The organism is Clostridium sp. NkU-1 (assembly GCA_001312405.1).
In genome coordinates, this window is the sequence record BBDR01000025.1 from 1 (window position 1) to 20230 (window position 20230).

The 20230-nt window shown below is 45.6% G+C and carries 10 protein-coding genes and 5 pseudogenes; all 15 read right to left on the reverse strand.

Going from position 1 to position 20230, the window contains the following annotated elements; all coding sequences use genetic code 11:
- On the reverse strand, nucleotides 1–890 hold an 890-nt coding region (locus tag JCM10519_RS23225; RefSeq protein ID WP_054742201.1), incomplete at its 3' end, for an ABC transporter permease.
- Nucleotides 883–2416: pseudogene (locus JCM10519_RS23230) on the reverse strand (ABC transporter ATP-binding protein). The gene JCM10519_RS23225 and the pseudogene JCM10519_RS23230, both read right to left, overlap by 8 nt.
- A gap of 119 nt (nucleotides 2417–2535) precedes the next feature.
- Entirely contained in the window at nucleotides 2536–3282 is a 747-nt protein-coding gene (locus JCM10519_RS23235; protein ID WP_347845249.1) for a BMP family ABC transporter substrate-binding protein, read from the reverse strand.
- Nucleotides 3171–3590: a BMP family ABC transporter substrate-binding protein gene (locus JCM10519_RS33300; RefSeq protein WP_347845250.1), complete on the reverse strand. Its 420-nt coding sequence runs from the start codon at nucleotides 3588–3590 to the stop codon at nucleotides 3171–3173. The genes JCM10519_RS23235 and JCM10519_RS33300 overlap by 112 nt, the downstream gene beginning before the upstream one ends.
- Before the next feature lie 24 nt (nucleotides 3591–3614).
- Nucleotides 3615–3815, reverse strand: coding sequence for a hypothetical protein (locus tag JCM10519_RS33305; RefSeq protein WP_347845251.1), 201 nt, complete (start codon nucleotides 3813–3815; stop codon nucleotides 3615–3617).
- Complete coding sequence (locus JCM10519_RS33310; RefSeq protein ID WP_347845252.1) at nucleotides 3793–4188, reverse strand: hypothetical protein; 396 nt, start codon at nucleotides 4186–4188, stop codon at nucleotides 3793–3795. Before JCM10519_RS33310 ends, JCM10519_RS33305 begins: the two co-directional genes overlap by 23 nt.
- Entirely contained in the window at nucleotides 4124–4480 is a 357-nt protein-coding gene (locus JCM10519_RS33315) for a 4Fe-4S binding protein (RefSeq protein WP_347845253.1), read from the reverse strand. Before JCM10519_RS33315 ends, JCM10519_RS33310 begins: the two co-directional genes overlap by 65 nt.
- A gap of 55 nt (nucleotides 4481–4535) precedes the next feature.
- Nucleotides 4536–5706, reverse strand: a pseudogene (locus tag JCM10519_RS23245) (glycyl radical enzyme domain-containing protein).
- 40 nt (nucleotides 5707–5746) lie between these two features.
- A complete protein-coding gene (locus JCM10519_RS33320) occupies nucleotides 5747–5917 on the reverse strand; it encodes a glycyl radical enzyme domain-containing protein (protein WP_347845254.1) in 171 nt (56 codons plus the stop codon).
- A gap of 1922 nt (nucleotides 5918–7839) precedes the next feature.
- Nucleotides 7840–9033, reverse strand: a complete 1194-nt coding sequence (tuf, locus tag JCM10519_RS23250; protein WP_054742203.1) for an elongation factor Tu — start codon at nucleotides 9031–9033, stop codon at nucleotides 7840–7842.
- Nucleotides 9034–9188: 155 nt separating this feature from the next.
- Nucleotides 9189–11309: an elongation factor G gene (gene fusA / locus JCM10519_RS23255; RefSeq protein WP_054742205.1), complete on the reverse strand. Its 2121-nt coding sequence runs from the start codon at nucleotides 11307–11309 to the stop codon at nucleotides 9189–9191.
- Between the two features lie 15 nt (nucleotides 11310–11324).
- Nucleotides 11325–11796: pseudogene (rpsG, locus tag JCM10519_RS23260) on the reverse strand (30S ribosomal protein S7).
- Nucleotides 11797–11949: 153 nt separating this feature from the next.
- Entirely contained in the window at nucleotides 11950–12396 is a 447-nt protein-coding gene (gene rpsL, locus JCM10519_RS23265) for a 30S ribosomal protein S12 (RefSeq protein WP_054742209.1), read from the reverse strand.
- Nucleotides 12397–12662: 266 nt separating this feature from the next.
- Nucleotides 12663–16325, reverse strand: a pseudogene (rpoC, locus tag JCM10519_RS23270) (DNA-directed RNA polymerase subunit beta').
- 18 nt (nucleotides 16326–16343) lie between these two features.
- Nucleotides 16344–20227 (reverse strand): annotated as a pseudogene (locus JCM10519_RS23275) (DNA-directed RNA polymerase subunit beta).
- Between the last annotated feature and the right edge of the window lie 3 nt (nucleotides 20228–20230).

Below are 20230 nucleotides of genomic sequence, written 5' to 3' on the forward strand. Positions count from 1 at the left end.
CCCGTGTTTTCAAAGGCTGCCAATGTGGCAATCCCGTGAGGAGAATTTCCGGTAATATAAAGAGATGCAGCCAGCCCGCAGATCGCTCCGGAAATAAGCATGGAGTGCAGGATGTTTCTATTTACATAAATTCCAGAAAATTCCGCTGCGCTCTTGTTGAATCCTACCGCTCTCAGTTCAAATCCCTTAGCCGTTTTATATAGAAGGAACCAGATAAACACAGCCAGAATGACTGCAATAATAATTCCCACGTTTACATCTGTTTTCAGAATGGTGCTGCGCAGAAATTCATTCTGTGCAAGAGCTGCCTTTCCTGCCTCTGTTGTCTTGTAATTTCCCAGAATCATCGTATAGCCGGAACGGTTGATCGGATAAGTTCCAATGGTATCCGGCTTATGGAACCGGTTTAAGGTGCATATATAATTGGAAAAATAAAGTGCGATCCAGTTCAGCATGATGCTGGTAAGAACCTCATGGATTCCGAACTTCGCCTTTAAGAAACCTGCAACTCCTCCATACACTGCCCCGGCAGCCACACCTGCAAGGACAACGAGAGGAACCTGGATCACCGGAGGAAAATCAAACAGAATGCCGACCACGGTAGATGCCACGCACCCCATAATAAACTGGCCTTCTGCTCCGATGTTGAAAAGTCCGGTCTTAAACGCAAATGCAACGCCGATTCCCGTGAGAATAATAGGCGTACTTTTGATAATTACATTGGAAATGTGTTTCGGACTGGAAAAGACTCCGTCAAATAAAACGGCAAGTGAATGAACCGGCGGATATCCCGCCGCCGCGAGTATGATCCCCGCTACGATAAATCCAAAGAAAACAGCGATCAAAGTCATTGTTAATGGTTTTTTTAATATCTTTATAGCTTTATCCATGATTCTTTCCTCCTGCCATTAACAGACCGATCGTATTTTCATCTACGGTTCCCTGTTGAAACGTGTCTTGAATCTTTCCGTCGTAAATCACCGCTATGGTATCAGAAACATTCATAACCTCGTCCAATTCAAAAGAGATCAGAAGCACCGCCTTTCCTTTATCCCTTTCACGGATCAGGGTCTTATGCACGGTCTCAATGGCTCCTACGTCAAGTCCTCTTGTGGGCTGTACTGCAATCAATATATCCGGATTCATGGCGACTTCACGTCCGATAATAACCTTCTGCTGATTTCCGCCTGAAAGTTCCCCCACCCGTCTGGAACCGCAGTCATCCGGCCGGACATCATACGCCTCGATAAGGGTTTTTGTAAACTCTTCCATTTTCTTTCTGTTTAAGATCCCTTTTCTGGAAAATGGCTCTTTGCGGCACCGTTCCAATACCGCATTCTCATTTACAGTGAAGTCAAGGACAAGACCCCTTTTCTGACGGTCCTCAGGAATGATGCTGACGCCGCTGTCTATGACTGTCCTTGGGTTTGTGTTGATGATCGGTTTCCCGCAGACCGTAATGCTTCCCCTCTCTGCAGGAACCAGGCTGCTGATGGCTTCCACCAGCTCCTTCTGCCCGTTTCCGTCAATTCCGGCGATCCCCACGATTTCTCCCTTGCGGACCCTTAAGTTAAGCCTTTTACCGCTTCAAGCTTTCTCTCATTTTTCACGACAAGGTCTTTGATTTCCAATACCGTTTCGCCCGGCTTTGCCGGAGTCTTATCCACCACCAGCTTTACTTCATGGCCTACCATCAGAGCAGCCAGCTCTTGTCCGGAAACCTTCTCTACCGGGACCGTGTCAATGTATTCGCCGCGGCGGATGATGGTACAGGTATCGGAAGATGCCTTGATTTCCTTTAGTTTATGGGTGATGATAATAATGGCCTTTCCGTCATCTACCAGGTTGTGCATGATGGACAGAAGATCTTCAATCTCCTGAGGAGTCAAAACAGCAGTCGGCTCATCAAGAATTAATAATTCCGCTCCCCGGTACAACGCCTTTAATATTTCCACCCTCTGCTGCATTCCCACAGAAATATCGCAGATTCTGGCATCCGGATCTACTTCCAGCCCGTATTTTTCAACGATTTCCAGGATCTGGTTCCTGGCCTTTTTCATATCTACAATACCCGCACGGGAAGTCGTTTCATTTCCTAAAATAATATTCTGTGTGACCGTGAAATCCTCCACCAGCATAAAATGCTGATGAACCATGCCGATGCCGTTTGCTATGGCCACATTGGGATTTTTATGTCTACTTTTTTCCCATTGATAAAGATTTCTCCCTCATCGGCCTGATACAATCCGTACAGCACATTCATCAGCGTAGATTTCCCCGCACCGTTTTCACCCAGAAGAGAATGAATGCTCCCCTTCTTAACATCCAGGCTCATATCCTTCAAAGCGTAAAATGCCCCGAACCGTTTTGTAATTCCGTGCATCTGGACCGCATAATCGCTGTTTCCCGTGATCATGTCAATACTTCTCCTTTCATTATTGTCCATGCTTTCTGGACATAAAGGTATACCCGCAGGGTGTTTCGTTTTTACACCGCAGGCTCTTTCGATTCCTGCGGTGTAAAATTTTTTCTCCTCTATTTAGCAATAAACGCTTCATATTCCTCTTTCGTGGTCGGCGGTGTCAGTTCTCCGCTCTTAATTTTATCCTTCACCTTTAAGGTATCCTCATAAACCCCTTCCGGCATGTTGCCATGCTCCTCAGGAATTCCCACACAGTCTTCCTGTAAGCCAAAGGTTAGGGTCTGACCGCCGATTTCCTGGCCGTTCAACGCTTTTTCAGATACTTCCTGTACTGCTTTTCCAACTAATTTAAGAGCTGATGTCAACACATTTTCCGGTGCCAGATATGCCTGATCACGGTCTACGCCGATTACCCACTTGTCCGCTTCCTTGGCCGCCTCAATAACGCCGGTTCCTGTGCCGCCTGCAGCATGGTAGATAACATCACAGCCATCAGAATACATTCTTGCAGCAATGGCCTTTCCCTTAGCCGCATCACTAAAGCTTTCTGCATACTGCACGGAAATATCAATATCCTTGCCAAGCTCTTTTGCCGCATACTTTACGCCGGCTTCATAACCGTACTGGAACTGGTCGATCAGGCCTGAGGAAATTCCGCCTACAAAACCTACTTTTCCAGTCTGTGTAGTCCGTCCTGCCACATATCCAACCAGGAAGGAGGGTTCCTGGGCACGGAACATAACTCCAGTCACATTGGAAGGGGTATCCTCATAAGCGTTGTCAATGATCGCATATTGGATATCAGGATTGCTGCCGGCTGCCTCCAGCACTGCATCGGCACAGGCGTAGCTACGCCCCATAACAAATCGGCGCCGCTGTCTCCCAGCCTCTCTAAATTCGTTACGAAATCTGATGCCTGCTTTGACTCAATGTAGTTGACCTCTGCACCTGTCTTGTTCTTTAACTCGGTAAGCCCTTCCCATGCAGACTGGTTAAAGGACTGGTCATTGATTCCGCCTGTGTCCGTAATCATTGCAACGGAAAAGCTGCTCTTTCCTCCGGAAGTTTCCTCCTGGACCTTTGTGGTCTCTGTTTTTGCGCCTCCGCAAGCCGTAAGTGACAGCACCATAGCCGCTGTTAAACCAAATACAATACCTTTTCTCATCATAACCTGATTCCTCCATTTTTCATTCTATACAATTTGTATTTCTTTAAACCCACATTGAACCGCCAGTTCCTTTAACTTCTCCATTTGTTCCGGCGAAGGGCTTTTTCTCTTTTCCATTTTTCCTCTTACTCCATAATTGCGGAATGTAATGAGCTTTAGCCTGAAATTCTCCAGGTAAGGGGTCACTTCGGTGGCCACGCCCTTAATGACCTCCTCCATATCCACATCTTTTTTCTTCTGCCAGACCGGAAGAAGATTCTCCATCCAGACATACTAGTCTTACCTCATATAATTTTCCTGCCTGTGCCAGATATTTCAGATTTTTTTTAACGATACAATTATCTCTGCCTGTCAGCCGGTGAAACACATGGGAGTCCCAGGCTTTTACATCCAGCATGACTTTATCTGTTACCGCCATGAGACCTGGATACTTTGTGAAATCCACGCAGCCGTTGCTGTCCAGAAAACAGGATAGCCCGGCTTCCCCTGCAAGCGTAAACAACTCTGTAAGAAATTCCGGATAAAGACTGCATTCACCGCCGGATACGGTGATCCCCTGTATAAAAGGTATGTTTTTTTGAAATCTGCTCCCAGACATCAGGCGCCTCCACCCACTTCACCTTGGGAGATGACTGATTGGGACAGACCTGAATGCAATGATCACACTGGGTACAGACCGCCTCATCCCATATCACTTGATTGCCTGAAAGGGACAATGCGCCTGCCGGACACTGGCTGACACAAATGCCGCAGCCATTGCACAATCTCTGTGTCTCCGGGTTATGGCAGTAAGCGCAGGCGATATTGCAGCCCTGGACAAACACCGCAGTCCGGCATCCCGGCCCGTCCACTACGCTTAAGGGGATCATTTTGTTGATCGCGGCTCTCACTGCAGCCCCCTTACCTTCCGGTTCTCAAGATGGGCGTTGCGGTAATTGTCACCGCCTAAATGTACTGTATTCTGGAGTACGGCTTCGCTTCATAATATTTTTCCATCTCGCTCCGTTTGACCAGATATCCCGTTATCCGGACCAGATCGCTGTCTGAGGCATAGAAGCTTATATATTTGTCTCCCAGAGAAAATGCTCCCTTTACAATATCCAGCATGGCAGCCGGGTTGTTTCTTCCCGTGGGATCAAAAGAGAAAATATCCGCACAGCCAGTTGGGAAAAACCTGTGGAATCTGGCGCTGTGACGAAGGTGGTCAAACATCAGCTCCGGCTCCATTCCTACCGGGATCCGTACGCCAGAGGTAATGCCATGGTCCGAATCAATGCCGACCTGGGCATGTAGTGCAAAATGATTGTCAAAGACCTCTGAATATAAGGCTTTTGTATTACCTGCATAATCTGCAATCACCTGCATGATCTGCTCTGCCAGGTCATCTGCTTCTTCATTGTGACCATATGTTTTTTTCCGGATCATCCATCAGCATGTTGGTGCATTCCGCCAGTCCTACGACTCCAAACATGGCAAGGAAGTTATCCCTGGAGATGAAGCCTTCCCTGGAAAGGAAAGAGGTCTCAAAGAAATTGGATTCTTCTACTAGGAAACGGATTCTTTCATTCATGTAGTCTCCCATGCAGGAAAGACAATCAGGCAATCGCTCTGTCAGAAACTCTTCCCTGTTCTTTGCTTCCGCCGCCAGCCTGGGAAGGACGATTCTCGTCAATGTGTAGGAACCTCCGCCAATTGGAAGAATATTATAGCAGCTTGATATTCCGTAATCGCCGTAGGTGTCTTTATGCATCTTGTGATTGCAGATAGCCGGGTTCGCACAGTACAGGGAGGTATAAAGAGCAAGCTCTGCATAAGAATCCGGTGTCATGTCCCTGTCATATTTCAGCGTTAAATTGGGAACTGCATTTTGAAGCTCCTTTTCAAGCTTTAAAATCAGGCGGCCCGCTCTCGTCTCTTCCGGTCCCAAATTGGCATGGCAGAAGCCATCGGTTATGGTCCGGTCTAAATAAATAAGGAACAGCTTCAGCTTTTTTTCCGCTTCTTCATCTGTCACCCCTTCAAGAAACGGTTCGATCAGTTTATCAATATTACCTAGATAAACGGGATAACTGGTGATAGAGGGGACATGGCGGTACAGAATCATCAGAAACTGCAATACTTCGTCCAGGTCCTTAGGTGGATCCAGTTGTAAAAACTCACAGCCGTTTTTTTACTGCTTTTTCGTAGTCCGGCATTACGTATCTTGGACGGTAAGGGGCATGCCCTTCATCCAGATCACAAATCGCGCCTGTGTCCATATAATGACGGGTCTTTTCCGGTATGGAAAGCACCTCCAGACTATTTTCCGCCGCATGGGCCAGGGCCACAACCTTTTGCTCATAAGTCAGGTTTTTTTGATGTAACAATGTCTAAAATTTTATTCATGCATCCTACCTCTTTCATTTCAAGTCTTATCCATCATAAAAGGACTTATATCTCTGATACCCCTGAAATATTCACATTATAGCAATTACTTTTCACTATCTAAAGGACTTATGTCCTTTTTTTATTAAAAATAATACGATTTGTACATAAGTAACATTTTTATGGTTGATATTTTAGTAAAAAGTACAACAAAATTTGAGTGGTTTTATGCGTAATGTGTCTAAATTTTTACATGATTACATCTTAAATTGAATAAAAGTACGATATTAAGTGCAAGGAAGAACCAAATCTCTTTGTAAACAAAGGGCTTGGCTCCCAATATTAATTATTTAACAAAAATAATACCTTTTCTTAGGACCTTATGCTGATCAAATTAATACCTAATTATTATTTAACTCTCGCTTTTGATGGAAAATATTGTATAATATGATTGGGTGTACGTTACGGAAAGAAGGGAAGCTCAGGAATGAACACTAATTGCCAGAATTCATGGCTACATATTTTTAAACCAATTATGTTATAGCTACTCTGAATGCTATCTCATACCCTTTTCCATCTCTGAATTTATATCACTATCTCTGGCGCTTGGGTAGGTTTCGTACGAATATGGTAACCTGCCCAAGAAAAAAACTTAGGAGAAAGTGGTATGAGAAAAAATTCAGAGAGAATCACAGTTTTAATGCTTACGTTGCTGAGCACTTATGGGAGAGACACTATGCAATATATGTACACCCTTGTTGTCATTCACCCAAAGATTTTTTTGTTTTGTATGCTTTGCAGCATGCGCTTACTTAATTATTTTCAGTAGACGTAGGTAGAAACAGCGTCAGGGAGGACTGCAGCCGAACTGACGCTATTTTCCCTAATTTCTAATATTGGTTTGAGTATTTTAAACTGCACCTCTGGTTCCGTATAACTTTCCAGCTCTTCTTCTCTGCCATAGAGGAAGAATTATATCATGTGGATTATATACGTGGGGGAGGTATACCGAAGATTATCTGTGGATTTATTATATAGACTGTGAACTACCTATAGGCCAGGAACAGTTGATACTTTTAGATGAAAGTATTGATCCCCCTCTTTTATTTTAATTGAATAAGATTAAAGAAATACACTAAGAATTTTAAAAAATAATCTTTCATACTGAAAGAAGAAAACCGTTTTTCTATCGAATTAGTACCTTTATAATATATTTAATCGGGGAACCGGAGGGGCGATACCAGCCACTGGACACTTTGAAAGGGGCTGGTGTTATGATTACATACTCTGATTTATTTACGTTTGTAATTATGCTTTGTGCAATTATCACTCTTGTTAGACACAAAAAGTAGCGCCCTCGTCCTGGTAAGATAAGGCGCTACTTTAAACAGTAAATTATTTTGCCAGCGGCTGGACTTCACCCAGCTTCCGGCTCTCTTGTTAAGTATATTATACGCATAAAATATGCATCTGTCAAATATAAAGAACAGCCCCAGCTGCATAATACAAACTCGTATTCACAACTTTAGCACAGCCATGTCAGCCTATAGAGAGCTTAGTATCAAAATATAGGAGTCCAAAAGTTCAATTCAGTCAAGCGGATATTCGCAACCCGCTTCGCTACTTGCTCGCAGCGTGCGCCGCTCTACCGAGTATAACCGAACAGTAGCTGTCGCTGCTTGTCAGGCGGAGCTCTTGCATCTTGTCGCGAAGCATCAAGATGATGATACTCCACCTGACACAAGCAAGTCCCCGCTCACCACTTAATTATTTTCACATTTGAAACAGAGGGCTTACTTAATTTGGTTAAAATAGTACCATTTTAGTACCACAAGACAAAAAAGCCGAAACCCTTATAAACAAAGGGCTCGGCTTTTAAATTTAATTATTCAACGATAGTAACAACTCTACCTGAACCTACTGTACGGCCGCCTTCACGGATAGCGAAACGAAGACCCTGCTCCATAGCTACCGGATGAATCAGCTCTACAGACATTTCTACGTTATCGCCAGGCATACACATCTCTGTGCCAGCTGGTAAATCGCAAACGCCGGTAACGTCAGTTGTTCTGAAATAGAACTGAGGTCTATAGTTGTTGAAGAAAGGAGTATGACGTCCACCTTCATCTTTTGTTAAAACGTAAACCTGAGCGGTAAACTTCTTGTGGCACTTTACAGAACCTGGTTTAACCAGACACTGTCCTCTTTCGATTTCAGTTCTCTGAACACCACGAAGTAATGCACCAATGTTATCACCAGCCTGAGCTTCGTCAAGCAGCTTACGGAACATTTCGATACCGGTTACAACAACCTTACGTGTCTCTTCGTGAATACCAACGATTTCAACTTCATCAGATACGTGTAATGTACCACGCTCTACTCTACCGGTAGCAACGGTACCACGGCCTGTGATGGAGAAAACGTCCTCAACTGGCATTAAGAATGGCTTGTCTGTTTCACGTACAGGATCTGGGATCCACTCGTCTACTGCAGCCATTAATTCAAGAATCTTGTCGCCCCAAGAGCTGGCAGGATCTTCAAGAGCCTTTAAAGCAGAACCCTGGATAATTGGTGTATCATCGCCTGGGAATTCATACTCGTTTAACAGTTCACGGATTTCCATGTCTACTAATTCAAGTAATTCTGCATCGTCAACCATATCGCACTTGTTCATGAATACAACGATGTAAGGAACGCCTACCTGACGGGAAAGCAGGATGTGCTCTCTTGTCTGAGCCATAACACCATCAGTAGAAGCTACAACTAAGATAGCGCCGTCCATCTGAGCAGCACCAGTGATCATGTTCTTAACGTAGTCAGCATGTCCTGGGCAGTCAACGTGTGCATAGTGTCTCTTCTCTGTCTCATACTCAACGTGAGAAGTAGAAATTGTGATACCACGCTCTCTCTCTTCTGGAGCCTTATCGATATTCTCGAAAGCTACTGCCTGTCCAGTACCTAATCTTTCATGAAGAGTCTTTGTGATAGCAGCTGTTAAAGTAGTTTTACCGTGGTCAACGTGACCAATGGTACCGATGTTACAATGGGTTTTGTTTCTTTCAAACTTAGCTTTAGCCATTTTATAACGTCCTCCTTAATTTATGCTCTTTTTGAGCTTTCATTTTTATGTTAGGCTGTTTTTTTATTATATGCTATTTGTGCACTATTTTCAAGCCTATTTGATGGATTCCAGACAGTCATAGCCGCCTGGAACCCAGTGGAACCAGTTAGGAATTATTTGCCCTTTTTATCTGCAAGAACTTTTTCCTGTACACTCTTCGGTACCTGCTCATATTTCTCAAAGAACATGGAGTAGTTACCGCGTCCCTGTGTTCTGGAACGTAAATCTGTGGAATAACCGAACATCTCTGCTAACGGAACATATGCTTTAACCATCTTTCCGCCGCCGATGTCTTCCATACCTTCGATACGGCCACGACGGGAGTTGATATCACCGATAACATCGCCCATATAATCCTCAGGCATGGTTACTTCCACCTTCATGATCGGCTCAAGAAGGATAGCGCCGCCCTTGTTCATAGCATCCTTAAACGCCATGGAACCGGCGATGTGGAATGCCATTTCACTGGAGTCTACCTCATGGTAGGAACCGTCATATACGTTGGCCTTAACACCCAGTACCGGGAATCCGCCCAGAATACCGGACTTAGTAGCTTCCTCGATACCTTGGCCGACTGCCGGAATGTATTCCTTCGGAATCGCACCACCGACAACGGAAGACTCGAACTTAAAGGTCTCTTCGCCGTTAGGATCCATCGGCTCAAAGCGAACCTTACAGTGTCCGTACTGACCACGTCCACCAGACTGTTTCGCATACTTGCTGTCAACTTCAACAGATTTTGTAAATGTCTCCTTATAAGCAACCTGAGGAGCACCTACATTGGCTTCTACGTTGAACTCACGAAGCAGACGGTCTACGATGATCTCCAGATGAAGCTCTCCCATACCGGAAATGATAACCTGGCCAGTTTCCTGGTTGGTCTTTGCACGGAAGGTAGGATCTTCTTCTGCAAGCTTGGCCAAAGCCTCGCCCATCTTGCCCTGACCAGCTTTGGTCTTTGGCTCGATAGCAATATCGATAACCGGCTCTGGGAATTCCATGGATTCCAGGATAACCGGATGCTGATCGTCACAGATCGTGTCACCTGTTGTTGTTACCTTAAAACCAACGGCAGCAGCAATATCACCGGAATAAACCTTGTCCAGCTCAGATCTCTTGTTGGCATGCATCTGAAGGATACGTCCAACACGCTCTTTCTTGCCCTTGGTTGCATTCAGCACGTAGGAACCGGAATTCATAACACCGGAATATACGCGGAAGAATGCCAGCTTTCCAACGAACGGGTCTGTCATGATCTTAAATGCCAGAGCTGAAAATGGCTCTTCATCAGAAGAATGACGCTCAATTTCATTGCCATCCATGTCAACGCCCTTAATAGAAGGAATGTCAGTAGGAGCAGGCATATATTCAAGAACTGCATCAAGGAGCTTCTGAACACCCTTGTTTCTGTATGCGCTTCCGCAGCATACAGGAATAGCTGTACAATTACAGGTTGCAGCTCTTAATGCTTTCTTTAATTCTTCTACGGAAGGCTCTTCCCCTTCCAGGTACATCATCATTAAGTCATCATCTAACTCGCAGATTTTCTCAATTAATTCACCACGGTAAAGCTCTGCGTCATCCTGCATATCCTCTGGGATATCAATGATGGAAACGTCATCGCCCTTGTCGCCGTTGAAGATATAAGCCTTCATTTCAAACAGATCGACAATTCCTTTGAATTCATCTTCCGCACCGATAGGCAGCTGAATGCAGATTGCATTCTTGCCCAGACGGGTTTTGATCTGTTCAACAGCACCGTAGAAATTTGCACCCATGATATCCATCTTGTTGATGAATGCCATACGGGGTACGTTATAGGTATCAGCCTGACGCCATACGTTCTCGGACTGTGGTTCAACACCGCCCTTTGCACAGAATACGCCTACAGCGCCATCCAGTACACGTAAGGAACGCTCAACCTCTACTGTAAAGTCAACGTGTCCTGGAGTATCAATAATGTTAATACGATACTCAGGAGCACCCGGTTTCACCTGGCAGTTTTCATGCATGGTCCAGTGGCAGGTTGTTGCAGCTGAAGTAATTGTAATACCTCTTTCCTGTTCCTGCTCCATCCAGTCCATGGTGGCAGTACCTTCATGAGTATCGCCAATTTTGTAGTTTACACCAGTATAATAGAGGATACGCTCGGTCAATGTGGTTTTACCAGCATCGATGTGGGCCATGATACCAATATTTCTGGTTCTTTCTAATGGATATTCTCTTCCAGCCAAAGCTTTTTCCTCCTCTTAGAATCTATAATGAGAGAATGCCTTGTTTGCCTCAGCCATCTTGTGCATATCTTCTTTCTTCTTTACAGCAGCACCTGTGTTGTTGGCAGCATCCATCAGCTCGTTAGCAAGTCTTTCTTCCTGAGTCTTTTCGCCTCTCTTACGAGAGTACAGAGTAATCCATCTTAAGGCTAATGTTTGTCTTCTCTCTGGTCTTACTTCGATCGGCACCTGATAGGTAGCTCCGCCGATACGTTTTGCCTTTACTTCAAGTACAGGCATAATGTTGTTCATCGCTTCTTCGAATACTTCAACGGCTGGTTTGCCGGTCTTTTCTTCCACACGGGCAAATGCACCGTATACGATCTTCTGAGCAACACCTTTTTTTACCATCATACATGATGTTGTTGATCAGCTTTGTAACAATCTTATTATTGTAAAGCGGATCTACTAATACGTCTCTTTTTTGAGTATGTCCTTTACGTGGCACGTTACTTCCCTCCTTAATATGGCCGTTCAGCCTTTACCGGCTAATCGGCTATTCATTAGATCCTAGGTACTCACAAACATTCAAGTTGCGTTCGCGCTCGGTTTCTATCTATATAATCCTGCAACCTACAGGTTCAATATCTAAAGTCCGGCACTAGAAATTTAAATGTGTGGTTCTAATTATTTTTTTCTCTTTAGGTCTCTTTGCACCATACTTGGAACGAGCCTGTCTTCTGTTAGCTACTCCTGCGGTATCCAGTGTACCTCTGACGATATGGTATCTGGTACCTGGTAAGTCTTTTACTCTACCGCCACGGATTAAAACAACGCTATGCTCCTGAAGGTTATGACCCTCACCTGGGATGTAACTTGTTACTTCGATACCGTTAGAAAGACGTACTCTGGCGATCTTTCTAAGAGCTGAGTTAGGTTTTTTAGGTGTAGCAGTCTTAACTGCCGTGCAAACGCCCCTCTTCTGTGGAGCAGAAATATCAGTTGCTTTCTTCTGTAAAGAGTTGTAACCCTTCTGCAGAGCTGGTGCCTGAGATTTCCTTGCGCTTGTCTGTCTACCCTTTCTTACTAACTGGTTAAATGTTGGCATTCCATTCACCTCCTGTGATATTGTCTGTGGTTGCTGTTATCTTCAGCTTAATTTACGCACAAAAACATGACGCGTTAATGCACGCCTAATTATTATATACATTTTGTGTTTTTTCTGTCAAGGATTTTTTTTATATGTGCTGATAACCTATTAAAAAGCATAACGTCATAAAAGTAAAGGCGATCAATGGCTAAAGCCCAAAGATGGGATTTCCAAGAAAGATCCATCTCCGGGCTTTGCAATTTATGGGCTACCTCATTGCTTTATTATACCATCTCATTCTCGTCAATATCCAGAACCTCTTCCGCCTCATTAAATTCATCTTCTGTCAGCTTGATCTCATCCTCTTCCTCTGACAGCTTGATCTCATCCTTTTCCTCGAAAGCAGAATCTGTATTAAGTCCAATGGTGCGGTAACGCTTCATACCAGTACCTGCCGGAATCGGCTTACCGATGATTACGTTCTCCTTCAGACCAATTAAGTGGTCGACCTTGCCGTTAATGGCAGCTTCGGTCAGAACCTTTGTGGTCTCCTGGAAGGAAGCGGCAGATAAGAAGGAATCTGTAGCCAGAGATGCTTTTGTAATACCAAGCATAACCTGCTTTCCTTCTGCCGGATTCTTTCCTTCAGCAAGAAGTGATTCATTTAAATCATTGTAATCCAGAACATCCATAGAGGTTCCCGGAAGCACATCACTGTCTCCGCTTTCCTCGATTTTGATCTTTTTAAGCATCTGTCTTACGATCATCTCAACGTGCTTGTCATTGATTTCAACACCCTGTAAGCGGTATACACGCTGTACTTCCTGGATCATATAATCCTGGACAGCACGAACACCCTTGATCTTTAAGATATCGTGTGGGTTCACACTACCTTCTGTCAGCTCATCACCGGCCTCCAGCACCTGGCCATCCTGAACCTTGATTCTGGATCCGTAAGGGATCAGATAGGTCTTGGAGTTGCCTGTTTCATTCTCCGTCACAATGATCTCACGTTTTTTTTCTTAGTATCCTTAATGGCCACTACGCCGCCGAACTCTGCAATGATTGCAAGACCCTTTGGCTTACGGGCCTCAAAAAGCTCCTCAACACGGGGAAGACCCTGTGTGATATCGCCACCGGCAACACCGCCGGTATGGAAGGTACGCATGGTCAGCTGGGTACCGGGCTCACCGATGGACTGGGCAGCGATGATACCGACGGCTTCGCCTACCTGAACCGGCTGTCCGGTGGCCATGTTGGCACCGTAACATTTTGCGCAAACACCCAGATGGGATTTACAGGTTAATACGGTACGGATCTTCACGGAATCACGGCCAAGCTTCCCTAACACGTTCATGACCGCAGCCGCACGCTTCGGTGTACACATGTGGTTCGCTTTTACGATCACTTCTCCGGTATCCGGATCAACAATGGTTTCCGCAATGAACCGTCCTGTGAGACGCTCCTGCAGCCCCTCAATGGTTTCCTGGCCATCTGTAAATGCCTTGATTTCCATAAACGGTGAATCCTTGCCTTCGCAGCAGTCGATCTCACGGATAATCATATCCTGGGAAACGTCTACCAGACGTCTGGTCAAATAACCGGAGTCAGCGGTACGAAGAGCCGTATCGGAAAGTCCTTTACGTGCACCGTGGGCGGAGATAAAGTACTCCAGTACGTCAAGACCTTCACGGAAGTTGGACTTGATAGGAAGTTCAATGGTGTGTCCAGTCGTATCGGCCATAAGTCCACGCATACCTGCCAGCTGTTTGATCTGCTTATCGGAACCACGGGCTCCGGAATCGGCCATCATGTAGATGTTGTTGTACTTATCAAGCCCGGTCAGCAGGTCATGGGTCAACTGGTCATCAGTAACTTTCCATGTGTCAATAACTTCTTTATAACGCTCTTCCTCCGTAATAAGTCCGCGGCGGAAGTTCTTTGCAATCTGATCAACCGTTGCCTGTGCATCCGCAATCAGCTTCGGTTTGCTCTCCGGCACTGTCATGTCGGAAATGGATACGGTCATAGCAGCTCTGGTAGAGTACTTATAACCGATAGCCTTAATGTCATCCAGGGTTTCTGCAGTCTGAACTGCGCCATGGACATTAATGACCTTTTCAAGGATCTGCTTTAACTGCTTCTTTCCTACGTGGAAATCAACTTCCATCAAAAGCTCGTTGCCTGGAACAGACCGGTCAACAAAGCCAAGGTCCTGAGGAACGATCTCATTGAAAATGAAACGGCCTACCGTTGATTCTACTGCTCCGGTTTTTACGGTTCCATCAGCCATTTTTTTGCTCACTCTGGCCTTAATTCTGGAATGAAGGGTAACTGCCTGATTTTCATAAGCAAGAATCGCTTCATTCACGCTCTTAAATACCATTCCCTCGCCCTTGGCTCCCGGTCTTTCCTGGGTCAGGTAGTAAATTCCCAGAACCATATCCTGAGAAGGAACTGCCACAGGGCCGCCGTCTGACGGCTTTAATAAGTTGTTAGGTGATAACAGAAGGAAACGGCATTCTGCCTGGGCTTCTACAGAAAGAGGCAGATGGACCGCCATCTGGTCACCGTCAAAGTCGGCGTTGAACGCGGTACAAACCAGAGGGTGAAGCTTAATGGCTTTACCTTCTACCAGAATTGGCTCAAATGCCTGGATACCAAGTCTGTGAAGGGTAGGCGCACGGTTTAACATAACCGGATGTTCCTTGATTACATCTTCCAGCACATCCCAAACCTCTGTCTGAAGACGTTCCACCATCTTTTTTTGCATTCTTTATATTATGAGCGGTTCCGTTGGAAACCAGCTCTTTCATAACAAAAGGCTTAAACAGCTCGATCGCCATTTCTTTTGGCAGACCGCACTGGTAAATCTTAAGCTCCGGTCCGACTACGATAACGGAACGGCCGGAATAGTCCACACGCTTTCCTAAAAGGTTCTGACGGAAACGGCCCTGTTTTCCCTTTAACATATCAGAAAGGGACTTTAATGCACGGTTTCCTGGTCCGGTTACCGGCCTTCCTCTTCTGCCGTTGTCAATGAGAGCATCAACCGCTTCCTGAAGCATACGCTTTTCGTTGCGGACAATGATGTCCGGAGCGCCTAACTCCAAGAGACGTGCAAGACGGTTGTTACGGTTTATGATCCTTCTGTATAAATCATTTAAGTCAGAAGTTGCAAAACGGCCGCCGTCAAGCTGTACCATAGGACGGATATCCGGCGGAATTACCGGAACCACAGTCATGATCATCCACTCTGGCAAGTTGCCGGAATTGCGGAATGCCTCCACAACCTCCAGCCTCTTGATAATTCTCGCACGTTTCTGTCCGGTAGCTTCTTTTAACCCTTTCTTTAACTCCTCAGAGTCCTTTTCAAGGTCAATGGACTGTAAAAGCTCCAGAATGGCTTCTGCTCCCATTCCTACGCGGAAAGCGCCGTAGCCATATTTATCTATTTCTTCCCGGTATTCCTTTTCCGATAAGACCTGCTTATACTGCAGTCCTGTATTACCGGCATCAAGCACCACATAAGATGCGAAATACAGCACCTTTTCCAGGGTTCTTGGAGATATATCCAGGATCAGGCCCATTCGGCTGGGGATCCCTTTAAAATACCAGATATGAGAAACAGGAGCCGCAAGCTGGATATGACCCATGCGCTCTCTGCGGACACTGGCCTTGGTTACTTCAACGCCGCATCGGTCACAGATAACGCCTTTGTACCGGATTTTCTTATATTTACCACAATGGCATTCCCAGTCCTTGCTGGGTCCGAAGATCCGTTCACAGAACAAACCGTCTTTTTCCGGCTTTAAGGTCCTGTAGTTGATTGTCTCAGGCTTTTTCACCTCACCATGGGACCATTCCAGAATCTTCTCCGGAGATGCCAAACCGATCTTTATGGCATCAAATGTCATTGGGTGGTAAGTTTCATTATTTTCAGGCATGAGCGGTTCTCCCTTCTATTATTCTTCGTCTGAATCTTCAAATTCTACGTCATCGAACTCCTCAAAAGAATCGTCGATACCGTCTGCTTCTACATCTTCTACATCTTCTACTTCCTCTACTTCCTCTTCTTCCACAGCTACCAGTTCTGCATCCTTAAATTCCTGCTTCTGGTAACCGTAGCTGCCAAAGGATTCTTCATCCCGGTAACGTCTGTCGCCTTCAATGATGGACCTTAAATCAGTTTCTTCATATTCGGTGCTTTCCGCAATCTGTACCTCTGTATTGTCGTCACGCAGCACTCTTACATCCAGTGCCAGAGACTGAAGCTCTTTTAACAATACCTTAAAGGATTCCGGAATTCCCGGCTCAGGAATATTATCACCCTTGATAATAGCCTCGTAGGTCTTCACACGTCCTACCACGTCATCGGATTTCACGGTCATGATTTCCTGCAGCGTATAGGAAGCGCCATAAGCCTCCAGGGCCCAAACCTCCATCTCTCCGAAACGCTGGCCGCCGAACTGGGCTTTACCGCCGAGAGGCTGCTGGGTAACCAGAGAGTATGGTCCTGTGGAACGGGCATGGATCTTATCATCGACCAGATGGTGAAGCTTCAGATAATGCATGTGGCCGATGGTAACCGGGCTGTCAAAATACTCGCCGGTACGTCCGTCGCGAAGGCGGACCTTACCGTCACGGTTTAAGGGAACGCCCTTCCACAATTCCTTGTGCTCCAGGTGATCGCCCAGATAATCGATAACTTCAGGCTTTAAGGTTTCTTTATATTTTTCCTGGAAATCCTCCCACTCCATGTTAACATAGTCGTTGGCTACATCCAGGGTATCCATAATGTCGATTTCGTTTGCACCGTCAAATACCGGGGTTGATACGTTAAATCCAAGAGCCCTTGCTGCAAGGCTTAAATGGATCTCAAGTACCTGCCGATGTTCATACGGGACGGCACGCCCAGAGGGTTTAATACGATATCAAGAGGACGGCCATTAGGAAGGAACGGCATATCTTCTACAGGAAGCACACGGGAAACAACACCCTTGTTTCCGTGACGGCCGGCCATCTTATCACCTACAGAGATTTTTCTCTTCTGGGCAATGTAAATGCGGACAGTCTGGTTCACACCTGGAGAAAGCTCGTCACCGTTTTCTCTTGTAAATACTTTTGCATCCACGATAATACCATAGGCACCGTGAGGAACCTTTAAAGAAGTATCACGGACTTCTCTTGCCTTCTCACCGAAGATCGCACGTAACAGCCGTTCTTCTGCGGTCAGCTCAGTCTCTCCCTTAGGAGTAACCTTTCCAACCAGAATATCACCGGCACGGACTTCCGCACCGATTCTTATAATTCCTCTCTCATCAAGATCCTTTAAGGCATCCTCACCCACACCAGGAACATCCCTTGTGATCTCTTCCGGTCCTAACTTGGTGTCACGGGCTTCCGCCTCATATTCCTCGATATGGACAGAGGTATAAACATCCTCCTGTACCAGCTTTTCGCTTAAGAGGACCGCATCCTCGTAGTTATAACCTTCCCAGGTCATGAATCCAATCAGCGGGTTCTTACCGAGAGCGATCTCACCGTTCTGAGTGGAAGGTCCGTCTGCAATAACTTCTCCCTTTTCCACATGATTGTTCTTAAATACGATCGGCTTCTGGTTATAACAGTTGGACTGGTTGCTTCTCTTAAATTTGGTCAGACGGTAAACATCTTTTCCGCCGTCGGAGTCTCTCTTAATGATGATTTCATTGGAAGCAGAACGCTCCACAACGCCGGAGTTTTTGGCAACAACACAAACACCGGAGTCTACCGCTGCCTTGGATTCCATACCGGTTCCTACCACAGGAGTCTCTGTTGTCAGCAGGGGCACGGCCTGACGCTGCATGTTGGATCCCATGAGGGCACGGTTGGCATCGTCGTTTTCAAGGAAAGGAATCATGGCAGTTGCAACGGAAAATACCATCTTCGGAGAAACGTCCATAAGGTCAATGTTCTTCCTCTGGAATTCGGAGGTTTCTTCACGGAAACGTCCGGAAATATTCTTATGGATGAAATGACCTTCATCATCAAGGGGCTCATTTGCCTGTGCAACCACGAAATTATCTTCTTCGTCAGCGGTCAGATAAACAACTTCATCAGTGACCACCGGATTCTGGGCATTGGTCTTATCTACCACCCGGTAAGGAGCTTCTACAAATCCGTACTGATTTACTCTTGCATAAGTTGCAAGGGAGTTGATCAGACCGATGTTAGGACCTTCCGGTGTCTCAATCGGGCACATACGTCCATAATGGGTATAGTGAACGTCTCGTACCTCAAATCCGGCACGGTCTCTGGAAAGACCGCCAGGTCCCAATGCGGATAAACGTCTCTTATGGGTCAGCTCTGCCAGCGGGTTGTTCTGATCCATGAACTGTGACAGCTGGGAACTTCCAAAGAATTCCTTTACCGCTGCAGTAACAGGCTTGATATTGATCAAGGACTGAGGCGTGATGCCATCCATATCCTGTGTTGTCATACGTTCCCTGACCACACGTTCCATTCTGGAAAGACCGATGCGGTACTGGTTCTGCAAAAGCTCGCCAACGGCACGGATTCTACGATTTCCCAAATGGTCGATATCATCGGCCGCACCCACTTCTTCTTCCAGGTGCATGTTGTAATTGATGGAAGCCAGAATATCTTCCTTTGTAATATGCTTTGGAATCAGTTCATTGATATTTCTGTGAAGGGCTTTTTTTAAGGGTTTCTTCATCCTCGCTTCCAGCTTCTGCCAGAATTTTTTTCAAGTGCAGGATAGAATACTAACTCTGTAATACCCGCTTCCTTGGGATCAAAATTCACAAATGAAGTCAGATCAACCATTAAATTGGAAAGAACTTTTTGCTTGTGCTCCACTCCTTCCAGCCAGACAAAAGGAACAGCCGCATTCTGAATATCGGTTGCAAGCTGCTTGTCTACTGTGGTTCCAGCCTCTGCCAGAATTTCCCCGGTTGTGGTGTCAACCACATCCTCGGCAAGAACATGGCCTGTAATGCGGTTTTTGAAATGAAGCTTTTTATTGAACTTATATCTTCCGACCTTAGCAAGATCGTATCTTCTGGGGTCAAAAAAACATACTATTTAACAAACTTTCAGCACTATCAACAGATAAAGGCTCACCTGGGCGGATCTTCTTATATAACTCCAATAAGCCATCCTGGTAATTGTCGGAAGTATCCTTACCAAAGCTGGCTAATAATTTTGGTTCTTCACCGAACAATTCAATGATCTCCGCGTTGGTGCCAAAGCCCAGGGCACGGATCAGCACGGTTACAGGAACCTTTCTGGTTCTGTCTACACGCACGTAGAAGATGTCGTTGGAATCTGTTTCGTACTCCAGCCATGCACCCCTGTTGGGGATTACCGTGCAGGCATAAAGCTCCTTCCCTACCTTGTCATGTTCAATGCCATAATATATACCTGGGGAACGTACCAACTGGCTAACAATAACTCGCTCGGCACCGTTGATCACAAAGGAACCGGTATCTGTCATAAGCGGAAGATCGCCCATGAAGATCTCATGTTCATTAATCTCATCTTTATCTTTATTGCAAAGCCTTACCTTTACCTTTAAAGGAGCCGCATAAGTTGCATCTCTTTCCTTGCATTCTTCTATTGTGTACTTGATATCATCTTTACATAATGTAAAGTTGACAAACTCAAGACTTAAGTGTCCTGCAAAGTCTGCAATCGGAGAGATGTCTTCAAAGACTTCCTTTAATCCTTCATCAAGGAACCACTGATAGGAATTCTTTTGAATCTCAATCAGGTTAGGCATCTCAAGCACTTCTTTTTGTCTTGAGAAGCTCATTCTCAGGCTCTTACCGGCTGGGACCGGACGCATTCT